Below are 24106 nucleotides of genomic sequence, written 5' to 3'. Positions count from 1 at the left end.
AATTTTTAAATTTTTGATGGTGTTTTCATAATTGTTCTTTAAGATTTCTCATAGGCAATTTCTTTAATGTTAGACTTTTTGTTTTCAGATACATTCCTTATTTGCTCTCCGATGTGTTGTGCAGAAGCGGTGGAATGCCAAAATAACTGGGGTATTTGTTATCCGGATTTACTATAATATTCTCCAGCACTATTTCCGGATCAACCATATATACTTTTAACGTATGTATGCCTGGGGTTTTCACTTCCACTTCCACATCTAACCAGCGCAGATTGTCGAACACTTCGTTCCGGCGATGCTGGCCTGTGCCGATAAAGGCAATCTCTTTATTCGGTTTAGGGAGTGGTTGCAATACGTTTGACATGGACAGATTTTGAGGTGTGTACTCTCCAAAAGTGTCTATCAATCCCTTGCGGGCGTCTATCGTTTGAGGTGCTTCCTTGTCTAAAGCGACAGCTATTCTTAATCCCCGTTCGGGGTAAACATCCTGCGTCGGAAGTATACCAAGGCAAACAATCGATTTTCCTGCTTCAGGAAAGAAAACAGTATATTCCAATGCTGGTGCATCCTCTATGGTCGCACTTGAAGCCGTCACCGGAGAAATACCCATACATGCTTCGCTCCGCCCTAAGTCGGGCAATTCGATCCATTGGGCATTCTTCCCGGCAATGTTGGCATTATATTTATTTGCCGGAATAGAAAACTCGCCTGTCAGGCTGCCGAAATAATGTCCGGATATACGGGGAAGTGGTTGCTTGACCGCCTGAACCTTAACAGATGTTTTGTTTTTCCCCTGTTTGATCTCAACAAACCCTTCGGATGTTCCATCAGGGAGTAAATCCCAATCCACCCAAACTTGCAGGCGTTCTTCCTTTTCGACATGCCCCTTTTGTTTATTTAATTTGATCCAAGGTTGTTTTGTTTTCGCACTGAATTCAAACGAACCGGTTCCACGATTAAAAATATCGATATAATATCGTTGGTTTTTCAATACATCAAACAGAGGTAACTCCGCCTGCTCGGTTGCGCCAGGCCACGCCAAGGCAGAGCCTTCTACGGCTATCCCCATATTGGGTCGGTCTAATGGAGCTACCTCGATCAGTTCCGGTAACACATTCTTTTCAGGCATAAACCAATTGACGTAGCCGATATGGATATCCGACATCATGTTTTTCCATTTCCCTCCCGACAACTGATCGTTATAATAGGTGCTCAACTGATTATCGACTTCAAAAAGAGCCCGGGCGCGCGCCGCGTAATCATTCGCGCTTATGCGTCCTTGTGTCGCATACAGATTGTTTTTTGCGGCAGCCAAATACATTTCTCCCACACCGGCGGATGCTTTTGCCGGATAAAGTACCAACTGATAATAAGCGTCTTGCATTTCAGGGGCTATTTTAGGAGCAAGCGCTTCCGCCCGGCTTGCTACATCACGCCAGAGCTCTATCACCCGGTCTGCTTCCAGATGATTCACCACACTGAAAATACTCGTGGCTTGTGCCTCTGGCTTTCGCCAAAGATTATACTTGCTATATTTTGAGACGATATCTGCTATTTCTTCCGCATAGGTTTCACCAAACAGCCTGGTTGCCCAGTCTACGGTATAAGCCCATGTTCTGTCGGCCGGTATGGCATCCGGGTTCCAGGCATAACGCATAATGAAATCGATCGGCAGCTCTTTCGGTTTCAGGTCACCTACATTTATCACCCACAATTTGTCAATCCCTGTTTGATAAGCCAGGTGAAACTGTTCCCGCAACTTGGGAATGGTCGTCGTATTTATCCAGCGATCATTCCACGGCCCGCCATTCATATCAATATGATAATACAGCCCCAACCCTCCTTTTCTTTCCCTCTCTTTCGGGGGAGCTATGCGGCGTATATAACCCCAGTTATTATCACACAAAAGCAGCATCACATCATCGGGCACGGTAAATCCGGCGTCGTAATAGCGCTGTACCTCGGTGAAAATAGCCCAAAGCTGAGGAACTTCTTCCGGATCTTTTTCATATACCTTCTGTATGATCTGGCGCTGTCCCTCTACTACTTTTTGCAATGTCTTCATGTTTTCTTCATCGCTGCCATCGCCCATCGCCACGTCACCATCTCCCCGCATCCCAATAGTTATCAGGTTATCATAGTTTTTGTTTCTTTCCAGCCCTTCAAAGAAAAACTGATCCAGCTTTTCTTTGTTGACAGAATAATCCCAAGGACCCACCTCTTTGCGGCGTTTGGTATATTCTTGATGGGCACGCATCATCGGCTCATGATGGGAAGTACCCATGACAATGCCATATTCGTCGGCCAAAACAGGATTCATCGGATCATCCTCATTAAATGCTTTTCCCCACATGGCAGGCCAGAGGTAGTTAGCTTTAAGACGCAATAACAACTCGAAAATATGCACGTACATTTTAGAATTAACACCTCCGAATTGTGCCTTTGACCATCCGCCAAACGAAGGTTCTTCATCATTGATAAAGAGGCCTCTGTACTTCACCTTGGGTGACTCCTGCAAGTACCGGCCGGCTCGTACATACAATGTATTGCTCTTTTTGGGCGGAACATCTGCCCAAAAATACCAGGGAGAAACACCGATTTTTTCAGAGATGTCGTAAATACCATAAATAGTGCCTCGCTTATCACTTCCGGCAACAACTAAATGATCCCCGACAGTCTGTATCAGAAACGATTCCCATTGTCCCTCGATTTCGCTGACGTCAATTTTTCCCTCTTCAATCAAACGGTCGATGATCCGGCTCTTCCCAATCGTCCCTACTAAGACTGATCTTCTTATTACTTCTGTGCTTTCAATCACTTCACCCACTTTCCCGGAGACCTTTCGGATGTCATCTCCCAAGTCTTTGGCGGCTCGGATCACCCCTTTCCATTCTTGCGGATCCACATAGATCGAAGCTACGTGTCCCTCAGCAACGAGCGGAAAAGCATTTTCAGAAAAACTATTTATTATGTACGGAAACGGTGTTTGAAACTCTATTTTATCCGTTTGGGAAAAGAGCGGCAGAAAAGCCATTACTCCCAATAAAGAGAGTATAAATCTTTTTTTTGCAGGTGTTTTCATTACTATAACAGTATTACTTTTATTTTAGTGGTATCTGTGTGTTCGAACACAAAGATAGAGTATCGGATAGTCAAAAGTGGTTTTGTTTATTTCTCATCCGTTTGCAAAGGTTGTATCCGCTTTTGATTCTGTTGCATTTGCATTTGTTTTTGTCGCATCGTCCTTTCCAGGATCATTGAAGCCCAGTATATGGCTATTTAGGAACAATACAATGATACTTTCTTTGACTACTGCATAAGGCGTAAAACGCCGAATCGAAGTGTAAGCTAAAAGGGGTAGTTTTTAGTTAAAATAGGGGTGAGATGCTTACACTTCAATTGTTAACAAATACTAACTCCCGGGAGTTTGTTTGCAAAGTCCTGCCTTTTTGAAAAAAAACTCCCGCCGAAATATCATTTTGCTATTTTGAGTATCTCATAGCTTTGAAGAGATCGAAGTCAAAAAAAATCTGTATCTTTGTAAATATCAAGCGCATTGTAGGTATGCAAAAACCACGGTCTTATCTTCGAGAAAAACAGACCATTCATATTATGTAATTCACTTATAAATAGAATATTGCCATCCAATTTTGTCCGTTACCTAACATATACGATCGCTTTATGAGATATTTATACACGTTTCTTTTTCTATTCGTTTGTTCGGTTTCTCTGTATGCGCAGACTGTAACCCCTTTTCGTGTGCGGGAATTTGAAACAGAAAAATTAACCTCCCATTTGATCAATAAGATCATACAAGACCGGTATGGTTTTATCTGGATTGCCACTGACTATGGATTAAATAAGTTTGATGGCATACATTTTACCCCCTATTTACATAACGATAAAGAGGAGTATTCGCTGTTATCAGATAATGTCCGCAGTTTGTTGATCGACAACAAAGGGAGATTACTGGTGGGCAGCAGTCAAGGATTGCAATATTATGATCCTGATGAAGACGCTTTCAAAACCATACCTTTCCCCGGAGACAAATCCTTGCACATCTCTCGAATGATAGAACTCCACACCGGCGAAATATGGGTGACAACTTCCGGAGGAGGCATATTCTCCATTGATCCGGATACGTATGCCGTTCAATATCAGGATCAGACAACAGAAGTAACCGGCCTGTATCCGGGGTATATCTATGAAGATCGCCGCCACTTTCTATGGATTGAAACAGAATTGGGCGATTTAGTTCGTATCGACCCCGTAACTCATCATTCTTTAAAGTTGGCTCATGCTGACATATCGAAGAAAAATATCACAGGCATGGTAGAAGACCAAGACGGGGTTTTCTATCTCAGCACATCTGCTTCAGTATATGTTTTCGATCGGGAAAAACAAGATTTCACCTCTTTAAAAATTCATAGCGAGGATGAAATCGTTATTAATAATCTCTTTCTAAGTAGCCAGGGGACTATTTATGTTACAACAGACGGACAGGGGCTTATGTACATAGACGCTCAATCAGGCAGCGTATTACCAATTATCGACAACAGATATAAATCATTTATTTATACCACTGCCAGAATACCCGCTATTGCTGAAGACAGGGATCAAAATATATGGTTAGGATGTTTTCAGGAAGGGATATTCATGTTGCATAATTCTCCTACAGGATTTGAGTTTTGGGAAGTACCTAACAAAGAAGATCTGCGGGGGAAAAAAATCACTGTCGTCTCAGCAGACCATGAAGGAAATATCTGGTATGCGATTAACCGGGAAGGATTGTTTAAATTAAATGACAGAGGGGAAGTCGTAGCTGCTTATAGGGATTACCCGAATATAATGGCCATCTATACAGATTCGCAAAACAGCCTATGGGTAAGTTCTTATACGGAAGGATTGGGGAAATTCAATACACATACAGGGAAAATAGACTTCCTGAATATACCTTTTGACGGGTATTATATGAAAACAATGGCAGAAGGGGTTGATCAGCAGTTATATATCTCTTCTTTTGGACAAGGGTTTATTCGTTATGATATGCAGACCCATCAATGGGAAAAGTATGATATGAGACAGTCAGATACAGGACGCGGCAGATTAACCAACAATTGGATAAACTGCATATTGTCGGATTCCGACAATCTCATCTGGCTGGGACATTACAAAGGCCTTTCTTGTTTTGATCCGCAGCATAATCGTTTTATAGATTTCAAACATAAAGATAGCTTATCGGAGCAAGTCTGCCTGTCGCTCATTGAGGATGAACAGGGATGGATATGGATCGGAACGTATAACGGGGTGTTTTGCTTCAATAAACAAACAGGAGAATTTGCGCAATATACAACTGAAAACGGGCTCTCGAGTAATGTGATTTGTGGGTTGGCTCATGATGAGGAGGGCAATATATGGTGCAGCACGTTTAATGGCATTAATCAGTTGCAACGAAAAGATAATCAGATCATAAATTACTATACCGGAAACGGTCTGATGGATAAAAGATACACCCGGGGGGTTTACTATCAGGGCAACAATAGAATTTATTTCGGAGGAGATAACGGCATTACCTCTTTCGCTCCGGAGGATATAGAAAGTCCTCGTTATCATAATAATATACTGACAACCAACGTGTATATTCATAACAAACCGATTAACCGTAAAACAGTATCCGGGAAGAAGCCTGTTGTCTCTACAAGGGTATTAGAAGCGGAAGAGTTTAGATTTTCCTATGAGGATAATACATTCGTTTTTGCGTTTTCAACGATGGATTTTTTAGACTCTGAAAATATTTATTACTTATATCGCTTGAAAGAGCTGAGTAATGAATGGATATCCACCCTACCCGGAGTAGGACAGATTGCCTACAATCACTTGAATCCCGGGAAATACACCTTAGAAATTAAAGCATCGAAATACGGCGTTCATTCTCCTGTTAAGCAGGTTTTTATTACCATTTCTCCCCCTTGGTACAGGAGCCCGTTAGCCTGGTTTATTTACATAGCCTTTTTTATCAGCCTGTCATTGTTAGTGGCTAATCTGATCCGCAAAAAAAGAAAAGAGCAAATCAATGAATCGAAACTTCAGTTCTTTATAAATATTTCTCATGAAATCAGGTCGCCGTTGACATTGATCATAAGCCCTATGGAAAAGCTCCTGAAAGAGGATATGGACCCTGCCACACAAAAAATCCTTCAGGGGATGTATCGAAATGCCAACCGTATATTGGATTTGGTCAATCAACTGTTGGATATCCGGAAGATTGATAAGGGACAAATGAAACTCCAATATACTAAAACCGATATGGTGAGATTCATCGATGAGATATATAAGGTGTTTGAGTACCAGGCGAATAAAAGAGGTATTCGTTTTGTTTTCGAATATCAAACAAATGATTTGACTGCCTGGATTGACCGTAGCAACTTCGATAAGGTGTTGATTAATCTACTATCGAATGCTTTCAAATATACACTCGACGGAGGCGAGATTATCATCACCCTGGATACGGGTTTTGACAAAACAGTCCGGGGAGCCCTGCATCATTATATGGAAATTAAAATAACGGATTCCGGTATTGGTTTGGAAAAAGAGAAGATCGATAAACTATTCGACAGATTTTATCAGGGGGAAAACCAGAAGGTATATATGAACCTTGGCTCCGGGATCGGTTTGAACCTTACGAAAAACCTGGTAAACCTGCATCATGGAACGATCACTGCTTATAATAGGGAAGATACATCCGGAAGCTGTTTTGTCGTCCGTATTCCTTTAGGAAAAAAACATATAAAGAAAGACGATCTGGCAGAAGATCTTAATCATGCATACTTCACCAAACAAACCCTACCTATCCACGAGGAAAAAGAGAGAGAGAAGCTACCCAAGCGGAAAACGAATTATAAAGTATTGATCGTAGATGATGAAGAAGAAATCAGGGAATATCTCGTGCAAGAATTAAGAGATTTTTATCACACCCTGACGGCAGTCGACGGACAAGAAGGGCTGCAAATAGCCTTATTGCAACAACCCGATCTCATTATTTCAGATGTTATGATGCCGAATTTGGATGGCATCAATTTGGTAAAAAAACTCAAGAGCAATAGTAATACAAGTCATATTCCCGTATTGCTGTTAACCTCCAAAACCGAATTTAAAGATCGTTTGGATGGATTAAAAAAAGGAGCGGATGCTTATTTAACAAAACCGTTCCTGATAGAAGAATTGCTCACGACGATCACCAATCTGCTTAAGAACAGACAACTGTTGAAAGGGAAATTCTTAGAAATGCAAAACCAGAAAGACAAAATAAAACCTCCTGCATTAAAATCAAATGATGAAAAGCTGATGGAACGGATTATTCACGTAATCAATGACGAATTGGGCAATCCTGATTTAAATGTAGAGTTGTTGGCATCAAGGGTCGGCCTTAGCCGCTCCCAATTACATCGCCGGATGAAAGAATTGACAGGCATATCGACCATTGATTTCATTCGCAACATTCGTTTAAAACAGGCCGCGATATTACTTAAGGAAAAGAGAATAGACGTTTCACAGGTGGCATATGCTGTCGGCATTTCTAATCAGGCTTATTTTTCAACCATGTTTAAAAGGTTTTATGGTGTTTCGCCTACAGAATATAGTTCACAAGAGGTGGAAGATATATAGGAATGAAAGAGGGTGTGTCAAAAGCTGACACACCCTCTTTCAGTAAGAATTTTTCGCTTATAACTCAACCGTTACATCTACCTTTTTCAGGCCTGAATCGGCAGAGGTGCCGCCATAGAGGATGGTGTAGCTGCCGCCCTTGGCTGCCAGACCGTTGGCTGCTTCGTCGTAGAATTCGAAGGCGTCGGGACGGATGGTCAATTCCAGGGTTTTAGTCTGGCCGGCATCGATGTAGACGCGTTCGAAGGCACGCAAGGACTTCACCGGAGCTGCCGGATCGTTGTTGCGCTTCACATATACCTGCACCACTTCGTCACCCCCTTTATTTGATGCATTGGTGACGGGAATAGTGATGGTCGCGCCTTTCGTTGCTTTGATCTTGTTGGCGATCTTTGCCTGTCCGTAATCGAATTGGGCATAACTCAATCCGTGTCCGAAAGGATAAAGCGGCGCTTCGGTCATGTAGCGGTAGGTGCGTCCGGTCATATGGTAGTTTTCAAATCCCTGACGAGCCGGGTCGTCGGTCTTTTCCAGGGCGTTATCGAGCTGTTCGAGCGTTTTGTAGAAGGTCACCGGTAGGCGTCCTGCCGGGTTATAATCGCCAAACAACACATCGGCTACGGCTGTTCCGGCTGCTTGTCCGCCATACCAGGCACACAACAAGGCGTCGTAGTTATCCTCATCCTGCTCCAAAGCCAGCGAGCTACCGGTACACAATACGAAAACCACCGGTTTGCCTGTCTTCTTCAGATCGGCCAAAATGCGGCGTTGCACACCGGGAAGATCGATCGATACCTTATCACCACCTTTGAAACCTTCCGCGCTTACCGGCATTTCTTCGCCTTCCAAACGGGGAGAGAGTCCTCCGGCGTAGATAATAGCATCCACATCTTTGATGCGGTTGGTCAGCTCGGTAAACTCAGCCCGTTCCTTGCGGTAGACAGAGAAGTCGATGCTTACGCGACGACCGGTCTGGGCATGTTCCAGTTTCACTTTATATGACTTCCCTTTTTCCACATTCAACGGATATTCGGAAGGCACACTGGCTTCGCGTCCCGATTGCGTCATCACCTCTTTGTCATTGATAAAGAGAGTGTACTTATCGGAAGTACGGGCAGAAAACATTACTTGTCCGGTATAAGGAGCCGTAAACACACCGGTGATCCGGGTGGAGGTGTTATCCATATTGACGCCTTGTGCCAATGCGGTACCGCCTGAGTTGTTGTAATTGATGCCTTCGGCATTGATCACAGTGGCTACCGGTTTACCGTCAAAGGTATTGTTGTTAAAGAAATCAACTTTCAAACCTTTATTACCATTCGCTTCGCTTGTGAAGCCTTCATAAAGAGAGGTTCTTACCCACGGGTCTACCAGGTCGCATCCTTTATCGTAGATGATCTCTGCGTTCGGCAGTTTAGCTTTGATACCGTCCAGGATAGTTACCGTAGAAGAGGGGAATCCGTTGTAGTTACCCCACAACATCACGCTGTCGGCGGCATTCGGACCGATCACGGCAATGCGTTTGATATCTTTCTTTAAAGGCAATACGTTGTTATTGTTCTTCAACAATGTCATCGATTCACGGGCTACCTTAAGCGCTTGTGCGCGATGCTTTTCAGAGTCTACGATAGAATAAGGCAGATTGCTCCAGGGCACTAATTCCACCGGATCCAGCATACCCAGTTCGAACCAGCCGCGCAATACGCGACGAAGCGATTCGTCTACCTGCGCTTCGGTAATCAAACCTCTTTCCATAGAGAGAACCAGATTTTCATACACGCTACCACATTCCAGGTCGGTAGTATGGATCACTGCGTCGGCTGCCGCTGCTGCCGCATCCTCATGGGTTGCATGGTTGTTCGGAAGGAAGAAGTCGTTGATCGCCCAACAATCGGACACGACCATACCGTCGAACTTCCATTGGTTGCGCAGGATATCGTTCAACAACACATCGCTACCGCAACAGGGTTGTCCCTCATAGGCATTATAGGCACACATCACCTCACGCACATTTCCTTCCTGCACCAAAGCCTGGAAGGCAGGCAGGTAGGTTTCCCACAGGTCGCGTCCCGTGGCAATGGCATCATAGGAGTGACGGTTCCATTCCGGTCCGCTATGCACGGCATAATGCTTCGCGCAGGCATGCGATTTGAAATACTTACGATCGTTTCCCTGCAAGCCCTGCACAGCCGCTACGCCCAAACGTGCCGTCAGGTAAGGGTCTTCCCCGTAGGTTTCCTGGCCGCGACCCCAGCGCGGATCACGGAAGATGTTGATATTAGGTGTCCAGAAGGTCAGTCCGTAATAGCGTCCATGGTTATCATTCCGCATGGCTTCGTTGTATTTAGCACGCGCTTCGTCGGAGATAATATCGAAGGTTTCCTGATGACCCGCTTCGTTCCAGGCCGCCGCCATACCTATAGCTTGTGGGAATACGGTGGCACGTCCGGCACGGGCTACGCCATGCAATGCTTCGTTCCACCAGTCGTAAGCGGGGATACCCAGACGTTCGACCGGTTTAGAAGAGTTGATCATCAAGCCGGCCTTCTCCTCCGGCGTAAGCAAACTAAGCAGGTTCTCTACCCGTTTGTCGATCGGCAGCTTCGGGTTTTGAAACGGATACTCATATTTTTGCGCGCAACTGGGCAAAAACAGGATGGCAATAAATGCCAGCATAGGAATAAACAGACGCTTTTTCATATATCTATCTTTTTAAGTAATAATTCATTCTCAATATAGATGCCGGATGGATGCTCTCAAAGTCTGGAGACCTTATAGCTCTTTCCTGCTTCCGTTTGTATATCGTATTCGTATATACGATTCAATACAGGGTATTGCGGAGTATCTATTTCTTTGGTAACCAACGGATCACTAATAGATGGACGCATATAGAACGGATTCGGGTTTTCGCCTTTCGCCTCCTTCAGCCCCTCTCCTTTCAAAGGAACGTAGGAGCGGAGACGCAGGTTTCCGCCCAGCGCTGAGGTGATCGTTGCTTTTTCCAACTGAATACCATCCCATGTGATATCTACCTCAAATCCGCCGCGTGCCTTCAAGCCACTAATGCTTCCCGTGCGCCATTCGTCGGGTATGGCAGGCAATAGATGAACCGCTCCGTCATGGCTTTGCATCAACATCTCGGCAATTCCCGCCGTGTATCCGAAGTTACCATCGATCTGGAAGGGCGGATGGGCATCAAACAGGTTGACATAAGTTCGTCCGTTTCTATTTCCGGGTTCCACCAACACCAGCATATTTTTGATGATTTTATAGGCATGATTCCCATCGAGCAGGCGTGCCCACAGGTTTATTTTCCAGCCGATAGACCAACCGGTAGCCATATCTCCGCGGTAAACAAGTGAGTTCTTCGCTGCCTGGAACAGGGTCGGATGGGTATAAGGTGATATCTGATTGGATGGATAGAGACCATACAAATGAGACACATGACGGTGATCGTTTTTCGGATTGTCGGCATCTTCCAACCATTCCTGCAACTGATTGTAGCGTCCTATCTGCATCGGAGCGAGGCGACGGATCATCTTATCCAATTTATCAGCATAGTCCGTCTCTTTACCCAGGATCAGGCAAGCCTGGCGGGTTCTGGTAAGAATGTCGAACGCGATCTGATTGTCCATCGTACATCCGGCGACAATCGTCGAAGGACCCGGTCCGTGTTCAGGTGAAGTAGACGGGGAGGTGACCATCCATTTGTAAACAGGATGTTCCACTAAAAAGTCTAAGAAAAAGTCAGCCGAGCCTTTCAACACCGGATAAACCTCTTCCAAAAATGCTTTGTCACCGGTATAGAGATAATGCTCCCAGAGATGTTGTGCCAGCCAGGCACCTCCGTTGGGCCACATGCCCCAGGCAGCCGCATCGACCACCCCGCAGCTACGCCATATATCGGTATTATGATGAGCCACCCATCCGTTGCAATCATACATATCACGGGCTGTCTTAGCACCCGTTACCGACATGTCTTTCAACATTTGGAATAGTGGCTGATGCGTTTCGCTCAGGTTGGTCACCTCTGCCGGCCAGTAGTTCATCTCGGCATTGATGTTTATCGTGTATTTTCCATCCCAGGGCGCCAACAGGTTGTTGTTCCAAATACCCTGCAGGTTGGCTGCCTGGCCACCCGGTTGCGAGGAGCAGATCAATAGATAGCGTCCGTATTGAAACATCAATGCGGCTAAGGATATATCTTCGCCTTTATTGAAATTCTTCACCCGGATATGGGTTTCTGCTTCAGCAGCCGGCGATGTGCCGAGATCCAGCTTCACACGGTCGAATTGTTTCCGATAATAATCGATATGATCGGCTTTAGCTTTGTCATAAGGGTTCTTCTGTGCCTCTTTCATATAGGCCGTAGCTTTTTTCGTCGGGTTTCCGCTAACGTCTTTATAGTTAACGAAATTGGTAGCAGCTGAGATATAGATTGTTGCCACTGTCGCGTTAGCGACTGTTATTTTATCAGCCTCAACGGTTACTTTCCCGCCTTCGGTTTTGATGGAAGTTTGCGTTTCCAGGCGGATAGCACCGGGTATCTCTTCATGTTCCTGTCCATGGCCTGTAAGGATTAGTTTTCCGTCTTTCTTGGTAACGGCATGCTCTTTCAAGGGTGTCTTATAGCCTGCGGAGAAGGAGAGCGCCCCCTCTTTGTCGGCTGTCAGGCGAACCAGGATCACCTGGTCGGTGAATGAGGTGAAAATTTCGCGGGTATAGGTCACTTCACCCACCTTATAGCGAACGGTTGCCACCGCGTTTTGCAGATCCAGGTCACGGTAATAATCAGTATATCCGTCGTGCCCGTCGAACGAGAGCATAAGGCTGCCGATCGTTTGGTAAGGCATGCCGTTTTGCGGTGTCTTGAATTCTTTGTTTATCATCTTTTCTGCCTCTACATTCTTCCCGGCGAATATGAGTTCGCGAACCTTTGCCAGTGCATGTACGGCATTGGGTTGATTGTTGTTGTGAGGCCCGCCGCCCCAAACCGTCTCTTCGTTGAGTTGCAGTTCTTCATTGACCGGATTACCATACACCATCACGCCCAGGCGCGAGTTTCCCAGAGGCAATGCTTCCACCCATTCCTTGGCAGGGGAAGAATACCATAACTTCAGATTCTCCGCCATACTGAAAGCAGAGATAATCAGTAAACTAAATAATAAACAAAGTCTTTTCATGATTTCTTATATTTCTCTATTTTTTCTTATCTGCCAAAATTATCAAAATGATAGCAAAATCGCCTTTTTACTTTACAATATGATACGTTAAAAAATGTTTCTCCCGGGAGTTTGTGAAAAAAGTCCTTGCATTTCGAAAAAAAAGTCCCGCGATTTTGACAAAATGATATTTGGCTAAGGCCGATCTTCGATTCGCTTAGCGAGCGAAGCGCAAAGCAAATTCTAAATTGGATAATCGTAATAATTGTAGAGAGACGTTGCATACAACGCCTCTCTACTTTATCAGATAAACTAATCTTATTCGAAACTCATCCAGTCGATCTCGATTTTACCATTTCCTTTGAGCCCAACCCATAGGTTCTGCACATCTTTGGGTTTGCCGGTTACCGGCGCATCGAGTACGATCCAGTCGAAATGGGCGGGCACATTCACTTCGGAGATCAATGCTCCGTTGGCGCCTCCCGTCCGAACTTCGAGCGTAACTGCCCGTTCGGCAAACACGCGGAATTTCACCTTACCGGGTGTTTGTTGTCCGAAATCGACACTGTTGTATTGTACCCAAGCTCCTTCTCCGGTCAGGATTGTCTTCCAGCCTTTGAATTTATCGAAGCGGTTCAGGTATTTTATCTCTGCTCCCTTTTCACTCAGGTGGCTGTAGCGATCCAGTTGAATTTCCTTTTTCGCACAGGTCACTCCTATACCACGCAGGGTAGGTTTCACCTGTTGGATAGTTCCGTCGGCATTGAAATTGAGCGAGTCGGCACGCATCGAACGGTTCTTGTCGAACTCGGGTGAAAAGTCGTTGTGGTGATAGAACAGATACCACTGGTCTTTGTATTCAACAATTGAATGATGATTGGTCCAGCATCCGTCAGCCCATTCTTCCATAATGATTCCTTTGTATTCAAAAGGTCCCATCGGAGAGTCGCCGATGCAATACACCAAAGCCTCTGTCTTTTCGATCACCCAGGGGAAGGTGTAATAGTATTTGCCGTTGCGTTCAAACAGGAAAGGACCTTCTTTCAATCCTCCGCCTGCCGGCAGTCCTTCGATACGCTTCGGTTCGGAATCCAGCTCGATCATATTATCTTTCAGCTTGGCAACAAACATACCTCCGCCGCACCAATAGATATAAGCCTGTCCGTCTTTGTCGATAAAGGTACAGGGGTCGATTCCACGTGCCCCTTTGATTGGCTCGGCCTGCGGAATGAAAGGTCCATAGGGCTTATCGGCAATAGCGACTCCGATCATCGAGCCTCTCCCAATGGCCGGGTCACCGGCAGCTGCCGGAAAATAGAAATAATATTTGCCATCTTTATAGATACAGTCGGGTGCCCACATGGTATATGAGCTTGCATCGACCCAAGGCACCTTAGCCTGGTCTACAATCACGCCGTGGTCAGTCCAGTCGGTTAGGTTCTCGGAAGAGAACACATGATAGTCGGGCATACAGAACCATTCCGACAGCTTTTCGATCGGACTGGGGATGTCATGCGAGGGATATACATAGATTTTCCCTTCAAAGACTCTTGCCGTTGGGTCGGCTGTAAACTGACCAGTCACAAGAGGATTCTGAGCGTGTAAAGAGCCGGCAATCCACAACAGGGATAACAACAGCAGTAGTGATTTCTTTCTCATGGTGATTTTTTTTGTTTATTAGTTGGTATGTCTCATATTTAATCTGATCTTTTTCAAATCATTCAATTCATGAACCGGTCTCTCGATATCGTAAGGGATCGGTTTGTTAGAGAATGTCTGGAAGTAAAGCAGGCAGGCATCTTTCCACCACACGGCATCGCTCGCCTGTATCTTTAGGCGCGATTGCACATGCTGGAAGCGATGTTCATCGATCAGGCTGCCGGCTTTATCCCATATTTTCTGGAATTCGCGCGCTTGCTGCACACCTTTGTCGTATTTGTAGCAAAGGGCATCCCAAAGAGTTTTGCCATCTTTCATCTTGAAATCCCAGGGCAGATGGTGGAACCACAACAGATACTCATCCGGACAGGTAGCCGGGTTGTTGAACTGCTCGCGTAATGGAGAGAAGTATTGGGCTACGGCGTTGCTGCCTTTCGTCGTACGGTCGAAACCGATAGCTTCTTTAGAGGCTTTATGGTAATAGACGCACGTCCAGTCTTCGCGTGCAGCTTGGCTGTACCAAGGCTGCGGGCCGTAGTGGTGTCCTTCGGCGAATATATGGTGAAGACCTAACGGCATCATGTAGTTGACCACCGCTTCGCGCGAATCCAGCATCATCTTCTTGACGGGAACAAGGAATTCCGGATCGGAGCTGAATGTCATGCGGATCCATTCATCGGCAATCGCTTCCGATGTCAATTCATGGTTCCAGGCCAGGCGCCCGAAAGCATACCAGTTGGCTTGCGCGAAATGATGTCCGCACCAGTTGTCGTCGACGCCGATATTGGCTACGCCCGATATGGCTGACAGCGAATGGTTGAAAAGGCTTCCGTCGGTTGCTTTCGCAACGGTCGAGCCTTCTCCCTTGCTGTATGTATCGCTTTTCAGGAACTCTTCCCACATGGTAGAAAGATAAGCCAGGTGGTTAGAGAAGCCTAAGTATTCCTGGGTGATCTGTAATTCGGCCATAACCGGTGTTTTCTGCATCGCGCCAAACAGCGGGCTGAAAGGCTCACGCGGTTGGAAATCGACCGGGCCATTCTTTACCTGTATGATCACATTGTCGCGAAACTCACCATCGAACGGCATAAACTCAGCGTATGCCTGCTTAGCCCGGTCGGGTTCATCGGGTGCATACACGAAGGCACGCCACATTACGATCCCTTTGTAGGGTTTCAATGCATCGGCCAGCATATTGGCACCATCGACATGGGTGCGGCCGTAGTCCTGCGGACCGGGCTGCCCTTCCGAATTGGCTTTCACTAAGAAGCCGCCGAAGTCGGGAATCAATTTATAGATCTCTTTCACCTTCTCCTTCCACCAGAGGGGAACAGCCGGGTTCAACGGGTCGGAATCTTCCAATCCACCGAGGATCTTGGGCGAAGAAAAGTTGATAGAGAGATATACTTTGATGCCATAAGGGCGGAATATATCGGCCAATACCTTCACCTTTTGCAAGTATTCTGCTTTCAGAATGTCGGGCGAAGCATTTACATTGTTGAGCACCGTCGCGTTGATACCGATCGACGCATTGGCGCGTGCATAGGCTTCATAGCGCGGAGAAACCACCTCGGGCAACTGGTCCCAGCGCCAAAGTGAGTAACCCGCGTAGCCACGTTCGACCGTCCGGTTCAGATTATCCCAATGGTTGAGGATACGGATATCGAACGCGGGTTTTTCTTCTACTTGTATGTTTTCGGTTATTTTACCCGTTTCCTGCATACGCAACAGATGGTAAGCGCCATAGAGTAGTCCCTGTTCGGCTGATGCCATGATGTCGACCTGCTGGCTGTTGCCTGCGATACGGAAACCATCTCTTCCCAAAGCACGCAATTCTTTGGAGTTTTGCAGGCGCAGTCTTACCTCGCCACCTTTCCATCCGTTTTCCAATTCTTCTTTGGCAATGTTGATGGTCGGGCTTTTCTTGTTGGCAGTTACCTTGGCTCCTGCCGCTGTTTCGCCACGCAACCAGAGCTGATGTCCGTCCTCTACCGGGTGAATAATTCGGTAATTTCCGCTCATCAGCATAAAGGAGAAAAGTTGCAAAAGGCCATCGTAGTAGGCGTCGAAATAGCCATCTTCATACGGTACATGGCGTGAATTCCAGAAATGATCGATAAACTCTTTGCTTTTATCGTGGGAACAGACCAATGAAACAGCAGCCGAAGTAGCCACCAATCCCAAGGAATGACGCAAGGCCTTGTAACCTCCGGCTCCCAGAATTTGCTCTACCTGTGTGCCGTCGATATTGTATTGATCCACAAAAGTCTCTACGCCCTGGCTATACAGGAAATTCTGGATACGCTCACCATAGCCCTGCTGCCACTCTTTATCGGCACAAGCCCAGGCATAATCGATCGCTATATTCATCGGCACACGCCAGGAATCGAAACGAAAAGCTTCGCCAATAAGGCGTCCCCGTCCATAGGGAGTTCCGTCGTAGTTAGAATAGTCGGGGTTCAATCCGGTAACAGGGTGAGTGGCTTTATGCAGATATTTCCGGCTTTCAGCGGCACATTCGCGCCAGAAATCAGCACGTCCGTCATAGGCCCAGCGTGCCCATATCTCATAGAATACCGGCAGGTGGTAAGAGGGATCCGTAAACTGGTTGCCCCCTCTGTCGGGCACAAAGGTAATCAGCTTATGCTCCGGGTGGATGAGGTTGGTCACCCGACTCTGCTGGCTCTTATTCGTCGCAATGTTCAAGATGTGTTGTGCCTCAGCCAGGTAGTTGATATCGCCTTGGTTGCCCCAGAGATTGGAGGCAAAGATCAAAGCTGTCACATAATACAATTCGCCGTCGGAGGCAGGCCCTTGTGCATTACGTGTGCCGTCGGTCTTACAGCTCCAGGCGAAATAGCCTTCGTAAGGTCCTTCCTGCTGTTGCATATATTTCACAGCCCAACGCCAGAGACGATCGAAAATATCCTGGCGATCGAACTGAACGGCGATCATCATCCCGTACGACATCCCTTCTGTGCGCACATCTTTGTTCTTGATATCAGAGATATAGGCCATCTCGTCGCCTACTTCAAAATAGACTTTGTCAGGCCCTTCGAATACCCCGTGGAAAATCTCTTTCAGGCGGGCATCGACTGCTTCCGGTGCATAACCGGCTTCAACGAAAATATTCCGGTACTGACGGGTTTCCATTCCTCCGGTTTCCCATGGCTTTAATCCCCACGCTGCGTCCGGGAGCAAAAGAAAAAATCCAAACACAAGAGCCATATATAGCCGTATTTTCTGGTATTTCATGATCGTTGACTTGATGGTTTTTACTGGTAATTGAAGATTCATTAAGTGGCTTTTACTCATATATGTTTTTTATATTTTGCCAAAGGGTTTATACATCAAATGCCCTGGCCGTCTAATGTTATTATCTTTCCGTCCGCGTCATACTCCAGTTCAACCACCTTCAGGCTTCTAAGCCAGGTGCGTCCGCCGGAAGGAACACTATCGTGATGGAACAGATACCATTTCCCTTTGTACTCCACAATCGCATGATGTGTTGTCCAGCCAACCACCGGGGTCAGGATCACACCCTGATAGGTGAAAGGTCCATACGGATTATCGCCTATGGCATAACACAACAGGTGCGTATCGCCGGTAGAATAAGAGAAGTAATATTTTCCATTATACTTATGGATCCATGATGCTTCAAAGAAACGGCGTTCGGTATCACCACCTGTCAACGGTTTGCCTGCCTCGTCCAGGATCACTACGTCGCGTGGTTCTTCGGCAAATTCGAGCATATCACTACTCAATCGGGCGATTTTTGCACACAGAGCGGGCTCGTCGCCTTCGGGCAAAGCGGCACATTCCAATGCTTTGTTGTTGCGGTAGCGTTGCAATTGCCCGCCCCATAGACCACCGAAATACATATAATATTCACCATTCTCCTCCAGAATCGCAGGGTCCATGCTATAACTACCCTTGATCGGATTGGGTTGTGGGATGAACGGTCCTTCAGGTTTGTCGCTGATGGCCACGCCAATGCGGAAAATATCGGTTTTGTCTTTCAGTGGGAAATACATATAATATTTTCCATCTTTATGGGCTACATCGCAATCCCACAGCTGGCGTCCCGCCCAGGGAATATCTTTCGTGTCGAGTACTACACCGTGATCGGTCACTTCGCCATCAACCTCGTCCATAGAAAACACATGGTAATCCTTCATATTGAAATGATCACCGTTATCGTTTTCCTCAATACCACTTTCCCAGTCGTGAGAGGGATAAATATATAATTTACCGTTGAATACATGTACAGCCGGATCGGCCATATAATCTCCTGGAACTAAATACCTTGCTTTTTTCATCTTCGTTTGTCTTATATACGTAAATCTACCTTGTTCTTGTAAGTTGCTGTAATGGGGAAAGCCCAAAAGGGCTTTCATATGATAACCCCGGGTTGACACCCGGGGTTATCCATATTTTATCCCTGACGGGATAATTAATTACAATCTCATTTTACTGCTTCATCAATGATTCTCTGAACAGCACCTTTCGGTTGGTGTGAACGGTCGAACAATAACGGATAGTCGGTACGTCCGCGAACCGGGAAATTATTCTTCCAAGAGTCGCCATCGGCAATACCCCACATAGTTACGCGTGAAACCGTATCAGAATGTTTGAGGAACAAGCGGAAGAAATCCATCATACGGTTATTCCAAGCTTCCATAGCTTCAGCAGGAACGCCTTCAGTATACGGATTCAATGATTTCTGGTAGTCAAAGTTAGATCCCAGGTCAGCCCCTACGTCGCGACGAGGTGAAGGCAGGATAGAAATATCAAATTCGGTTACCATCACTTTAACTCCTTCTTTAGCATAACCTACGATCGTAGCTTCATAATCTTCCATAGACGGGCTGTCCATAGCCACATGTCCTTGCATTCCGATACCATCGATACGGATACCTCTTTCTTTCAGCGTACGGATCAGGCGAATAACTGTTTCGCGTTTGCCTGGATACCATTCGTTATAATCATTATAATAAAGTTCAGCATCCGGGTCAGCTTCCTGTGCATATTGGAATGCCAACGGAATGAACTCTTCACCTAAAATTTCATAGAACTTGCTCTTGCGATAAGAACCGTCTTCCAAAATAGCTTCATTCACCACGTCCCAACCCTTAACGCGTCCTTTGTAACGGCCTACTACGGTTGAGATATGATCCTTCATATGTGCCTTTAATACTTCAGGAGAAACATTTTCTCCGTTTTCATCTACACAGAACCAACGAGGCAGCTGGCTGTGCCAGATCAACGTATGACCGATAATAAACATATCGTTTTGCTCGCCCAGTTCCACAAATTTGTCGGATAAGGCAAAGTCATACATGTTTTCTGACGGATGAAGCTCCTGGCTTTTCATACAGTTTTCCGCAACAATAGAGCTGAAGTGTTCTTTCAGAACCCGGAGACCTTCGGTGTCTTTTCCGGTGATCTGGTTTGCATTTAACGCAGCACCCAGGTAAAATTTACCATCTAATGCTTCTCTCAAAGTGTTTACTTCTTTCTTTTGCGAAGTACAGGCAGTCGACATTAAGATGAATGCTGCCAACAGAATGTTAATTACTCGTTTCATGGTTGTCTTTTTTTTATAGTTATTGATTAATACGACGTTCAGCAAGTTCTGCCTGAATATGTTCATTCTTTTTCTTGGTGATCGGATAGAACATCAAGGCAATAACCCCCACCATAAAGGTGATGGCGGGAATGATCCCGGAGGTTAGTTTAATCCCGTGGATAGCCTCGGGTGATTGAATCGTGTTAGCCACAAATCCGAAAGAGTCGATAATGCCTCCGCAAATGGCTCCACCCAGACCTAATCCGGTTTTCAGAGCAAATACGATACCGGCAAACACAAATCCGGTCGCACGGCGATGATTTACCCATTCGGAATGGTCGGCTACGTCACCCATCATGGCCCACAACAGAGGCACGGTCGGCGCGTATGCCAAGCTCTTGAGGATATTGAGCGTGAATATGGCCTGGATATTATCTGCAGGCACCACATAGAACAGTCCGGTAAACAGAGCGGTCAGAGCCAGGCAAATAATAAACACGTTGCGTTTGCCAAAGATACCCGACAAGAATCCCGACAATAGGATCACACCCAGAAGTTGAATAACAGATCCGATCATATTGAAGAGACTGAAACCAACAGCAAATACATTCTCCGGATCATAAACGATCAGGCCAAAGGCATCCAAAATGCTTCCCCAGAAGCCCAGGGCGCCTACGTCGCCTGTCAAGCCGATATTGCCGAGGAAGGCAAACAAAGCGTCCTTATCGACCACGTAATTGAAGTAGTACGACATACTACTTCCCCACATCGCCAACGTAGTAAAGAGGAACAGGGTGAGGATGAACATCGCCAGCCAGGGACGACTGGAAAGGATATCCTTAAAGTCCTGCTTGATGGATGTTTTCTGGTTGGGTGGAGGCGTGATACGCTCCTTGGTGGTGAAGAAGGTAATAACCATTAAGACCACTCCGACAACAGCAAACAGCGTGATAGTCCACAACCATCCGCTCTGTGAGGTGGTGCTTCCGCCAAACTTCGTTACCAGCGGCAAGGTCATACCCTGCACGACAAAGGTAGCGATGGTTGCCGTTACGAAACGAACGGTAGAGATACTGGTTCGTTCTTTGATGTCGCTGGTCATCACACCGCCTAACGAAGAGTAAGGCGTGTTGTTGAATGAATAGATCGACATCAACAATGTGTAGGTAATCCCCGCATAGATAATTTTACCGCGTTCGGTCAAGTCGGGCGTCGTAAAGGCCAGAATGAAAAATACGGCAAACGGGATAGCCGTCCAGATCAGCCAAGGACGATATTTACCCCAACGCGTGTTGGTACGGTCGGAAAGGATTCCCACCACCGGATCGACAAAGGCGTCGAAAAAACGGGCAAACAAAAGAATCATCCCAGCCGCTGATGCTTTTATGCCGAACACATCGGTATAAAAGAACAGTTGGAACATCATCATCATCTGAAAAATCAGATTCGCAGAACCGTCACCAAGACTGTATCCTACTTTTTCGCCAAAAGAGACTTTTTGTGAAGTTGTCTTCATATTTTTATCATTTAGTTCAGTAATATCTGTTTTATTTTGTTTCACTTTGAGGAGGTCCCAGGTAAGAGGGCTTGACACCTCCCAAGTCGACCACGATCTTCTGCAGGACAATGCCCGGATCCAACGCCCGGAAGCGCAGGGTATATACACCCGCCCCTGGTACCTGAAGCGTCGTAGCTGTTTTTACAATACTCTCTGCCTGCCAGCGACCTAATTCTCCTTTGTAATGGCCATTGAAATTGACGATCTGCTCTTCGCCACCACCGATGGAAAGGGCATATTTCAATCCCCGGTTTCCATTAAAGTTCAATGTCGGTGCTACGTAAACCGTCACCTTGGCCTCCCCGCTCGAGGCAAATTCGATATCGTATTCCAGGTAGGTCTCCGCATCCGGGAAGGCTGTTACCGGTGTAGTCGTTACCGCCGAAACAGTTTTCCCCAGGTCGGGAATAGTGATCCAGGAAACATCGCCGGGTTGCATCGCCCGTGAATAGTTCGCAGCTTCGATCGATACATACTTGTCTTTTTCAATAAATACCGGAACCGACAGGATCTTTTTTTCAGGCACATATTGCACCTTCGGCATGACCTGGAACGGCGGTTGCTGCCAATAGGTATATCCGATATGTGTCTGCGACATCATGTGGTTCCATTTCCCGTCGGCAATCACCGTATGGTAATGGATCGTCAGAAGGGAATCGCGTTCGTAACAGGCTTTTACCTTGTCCGCCCAGCTGTTGGCTTCCACATCGTTCTTGGCAGCCAGATCCTGGTTTTTAGCAACGGCATAATACATTTCATACAGGTTTGCACAAGCGTGTATCGGGAAAAGCACCAACTGATCGAAAGCGTCGCGTGCCTCTTCGGGCAATAGGTAGTTCAATTTCATGGCATCGAGCAACAATTCTTTGTACTCCTGGGTTACCCTTTCGAATTCATTGTAATTATGCAGGTTGTATGTACGCGCATTCAATAATTCCGGTGTAACGCGACGGTTGTATTTGGTATATAGATTGATCAGCCGCGCCGCCTCTTCGGCATATTCCTCTCCAAACTGACGGGCACAGAAATCGACCGTGTGCTGGAACAGGTTGTTTTCATTGAAGCGGTCGGGATCCCACGCCATATCTAAGAAGAACTGTATCGGGTATTCCATCGGTTTCAGGTCGCCCACATTGACCACCCACAACTCCTTCACACCGTAGCGATAGGCCAGATTCATCTGTTCCCAGATACGGGGAACCTGCGATACGTTCAGCCACTTATAGTTACGCGGACCACCCACGTAGTCGAAATGGTAATACATACCATATCCGCCTTTGCGAGGTTTCGCAGTCAGTTCAGGGAGCTTGCGCACATTCCCCCAGTTGTCGTCGCAAAGCAATAGGGTCACATCATCAGGCACACGCATTCCTTCGTCATAATAATCCTGCACCTCTTTGTATAAAGCCCATACCTGGGGAGTTTCCGAGGCTTTCTTGCCGGTTACCTTGGCGATAATCTTGCGTTGATCTTTTACTATTTTCTCCAACAGAGCCACATTGGTATCTTTGCTCATGGCTTCGTCGCCATCGCCGCGCATCGCTATGGTAACCACTGTCTCATAGTCTTTCATCCGCTCCATGCCTTCGGTCCAGAATTGCGTCAGCTCTTTCGGGTTTTTACTGTAGTCCCAGGCTCCCTTTCCATAGCGTTGCCACTCCACATGGGCGCGACCCAGCGGTTCGTGATGAGAGGTGCCGAGCACGATACCCATCTCGTCGGCCAACGCCCCACTCAGGGGATCGTCGTCATACAAGGCACTGCCCCACATAGCCGGCCACAGGAAATTTCCTTTCAGACGAAGAATCAGTTCGAATACTTTTTCATAGAATTGGCTGTTGAATCCGCCAAACGTTTCAGCCGACCAGCCGCTAAGGGCAGGCGCTTCGTCGTTCAAGAAAATCCCACGAAAACGAACAGCCGGTTCACCATCCGTATAGGTTCCTTTTTTTACATAGAGATCGGTCTGCTTTTTCACGGGAACATCGGCCCAATAGTACCAGGGCGATACACCAATTTGGGCGGATAGTTCATAAATACCATAGATAGTTCCCCGTTTGTCGCTGCCGGCAATAACCAATGCCTCCTTTACGCCCGGCAGGGGGTTGGCAACGGTCTGGATCAAAAATTTCTCTCTTTTTCCTTTTAGCTGTTGCTCATCGATCTTTCCCTCTTTGACTAACTGATCGATCAGTTCACTTTTTCCTATTGTTCCTATTAATACGTTTCTTTCACCCGAAGGTGTTGTGTTTTTGTTTAAAGAAGGTGCCTGACCTGTTACGGCGTTGATATCCATTTTCAGATTATCGGCCGCGCGAAGTATGCCCGGGTCTTCTGCCGGGTCGATATATATAGGAATTGTTACAGATGATCTGGTCAATGGAAAACAATCTCCCTTATCTTCAGGGAAAACAAAGGAACTGACTTGCGCCATCAAACTGATGGGTAAGAGGCATAAGGCTACTAAAATCAATTTTATTTTTTTCATGGATA

General features: G+C 46.3%; 10 protein-coding genes and 1 pseudogene. 1 reads left to right on the top strand and 10 read right to left on the bottom strand.

Annotation, left to right across the window (positions count from 1 at the left end; translation table 11 throughout):
* Positions 1–97 precede the first annotated feature (97 nt).
* Positions 98–3082 carry a glycosyl hydrolase 115 family protein gene (locus tag M2137_RS10425; RefSeq protein ID WP_280766377.1) on the bottom strand — a complete coding sequence of 995 codons (2985 nt, stop codon included), beginning with the start codon at positions 3080–3082 and terminating at the stop codon, positions 98–100.
* 599 nt (positions 3083–3681) lie between these two features.
* On the opposite strand from M2137_RS10425, the gene M2137_RS10420 reads away from it, so the two are divergent.
* Positions 3682–7665, top strand: coding sequence for a two-component regulator propeller domain-containing protein (locus M2137_RS10420; protein WP_280766376.1), 3984 nt, complete (start codon positions 3682–3684; stop codon positions 7663–7665).
* A 57-nt stretch (positions 7666–7722) separates the two neighbouring features.
* On the opposite strand, the gene M2137_RS10415 is transcribed toward M2137_RS10420, so the two are convergent.
* From M2137_RS10415 to M2137_RS10380, 9 genes and pseudogenes are all read right to left on the bottom strand, one after another.
* Positions 7723–10365: a glycoside hydrolase family 3 C-terminal domain-containing protein gene (locus M2137_RS10415; RefSeq protein ID WP_280766375.1), complete on the bottom strand. Its 2643-nt coding sequence runs from the start codon at positions 10363–10365 to the stop codon at positions 7723–7725.
* Positions 10366–10421: 56 nt separating this feature from the next.
* Positions 10422–12848 (bottom strand): glycoside hydrolase family 95 protein, encoded by a 2427-nt coding sequence (locus M2137_RS10410; RefSeq protein ID WP_280766374.1) that lies wholly within the window; start codon positions 12846–12848, stop codon positions 10422–10424.
* 297 nt (positions 12849–13145) lie between these two features.
* On the bottom strand, positions 13146–14486 hold the full coding sequence (locus M2137_RS10405; RefSeq protein ID WP_280766373.1) for a family 43 glycosylhydrolase: 1341 nt from the start codon (positions 14484–14486) through the stop codon (positions 13146–13148).
* 18 nt (positions 14487–14504) lie between these two features.
* A complete protein-coding gene (locus M2137_RS14820) occupies positions 14505–16514 on the bottom strand; it encodes an alpha-glucuronidase (protein ID WP_348538034.1) in 2010 nt (669 codons plus the stop codon).
* A gap of 204 nt (positions 16515–16718) precedes the next feature.
* Positions 16719–17504 (bottom strand): annotated as a pseudogene (locus tag M2137_RS14815) (glycosyl hydrolase family 8); the annotation flags it as partial.
* 332 nt (positions 17505–17836) lie between these two features.
* Positions 17837–18805: a glycoside hydrolase family 43 protein gene (locus M2137_RS10395; protein WP_280766371.1), complete on the bottom strand. Its 969-nt coding sequence runs from the start codon at positions 18803–18805 to the stop codon at positions 17837–17839.
* Positions 18806–18951: 146 nt separating this feature from the next.
* On the bottom strand, positions 18952–20031 hold the full coding sequence (locus tag M2137_RS10390; RefSeq protein ID WP_280766405.1) for an endo-1,4-beta-xylanase: 1080 nt from the start codon (positions 20029–20031) through the stop codon (positions 18952–18954).
* Positions 20032–20092: 61 nt separating this feature from the next.
* Complete coding sequence (locus M2137_RS10385) at positions 20093–21571, bottom strand: MFS transporter (protein WP_280766370.1); 1479 nt, start codon at positions 21569–21571, stop codon at positions 20093–20095.
* A 31-nt stretch (positions 21572–21602) separates the two neighbouring features.
* A complete protein-coding gene (locus M2137_RS10380; RefSeq protein WP_280766369.1) occupies positions 21603–24101 on the bottom strand; it encodes a glycosyl hydrolase 115 family protein in 2499 nt (832 codons plus the stop codon).
* Positions 24102–24106: the final 5 nt, after the last annotated feature.

It is taken from the genome of Parabacteroides sp. PFB2-10, assembly GCF_029893085.1.
Classification (GTDB): Bacteria; Bacteroidota; Bacteroidia; order Bacteroidales; family Tannerellaceae; genus QVMG01.
Note: the sequence above shows the minus strand (reverse complement) of the source record. Positions and strands in the feature narration are given on the sequence as shown.

What these genes read in the sequence shown, in the direction of transcription:
- M2137_RS10425 (WP_280766377.1), bottom strand. Translation starts at nt 3,082, where the DNA reads ATGAAAACACCTGCAAAAAAAAGATTTATACTCTCTTTATTGGGAGTA.
- M2137_RS10420 (WP_280766376.1), top strand. Translation starts at nt 3,682, where the DNA reads ATGAGATATTTATACACGTTTCTTTTTCTATTCGTTTGTTCGGTTTCT.
- M2137_RS10415 (WP_280766375.1), bottom strand. Translation starts at nt 10,365, where the DNA reads ATGAAAAAGCGTCTGTTTATTCCTATGCTGGCATTTATTGCCATCCTG.
- M2137_RS10410 (WP_280766374.1), bottom strand. Translation starts at nt 12,848, where the DNA reads ATGAAAAGACTTTGTTTATTATTTAGTTTACTGATTATCTCTGCTTTC.
- M2137_RS10405 (WP_280766373.1), bottom strand. Translation starts at nt 14,486, where the DNA reads ATGAGAAAGAAATCACTACTGCTGTTGTTATCCCTGTTGTGGATTGCC.
- M2137_RS14820 (WP_348538034.1), bottom strand. Translation starts at nt 16,514, where the DNA reads ATGCTGATGAGCGGAAATTACCGAATTATTCACCCGGTAGAGGACGGA.
- M2137_RS10395 (WP_280766371.1), bottom strand. Translation starts at nt 18,805, where the DNA reads ATGAAAAAAGCAAGGTATTTAGTTCCAGGAGATTATATGGCCGATCCG.
- M2137_RS10390 (WP_280766405.1), bottom strand. Translation starts at nt 20,031, where the DNA reads ATGTCGACTGCCTGTACTTCGCAAAAGAAAGAAGTAAACACTTTGAGA.
- M2137_RS10385 (WP_280766370.1), bottom strand. Translation starts at nt 21,571, where the DNA reads ATGAAGACAACTTCACAAAAAGTCTCTTTTGGCGAAAAAGTAGGATAC.
- M2137_RS10380 (WP_280766369.1), bottom strand. Translation starts at nt 24,101, where the DNA reads ATGAAAAAAATAAAATTGATTTTAGTAGCCTTATGCCTCTTACCCATC.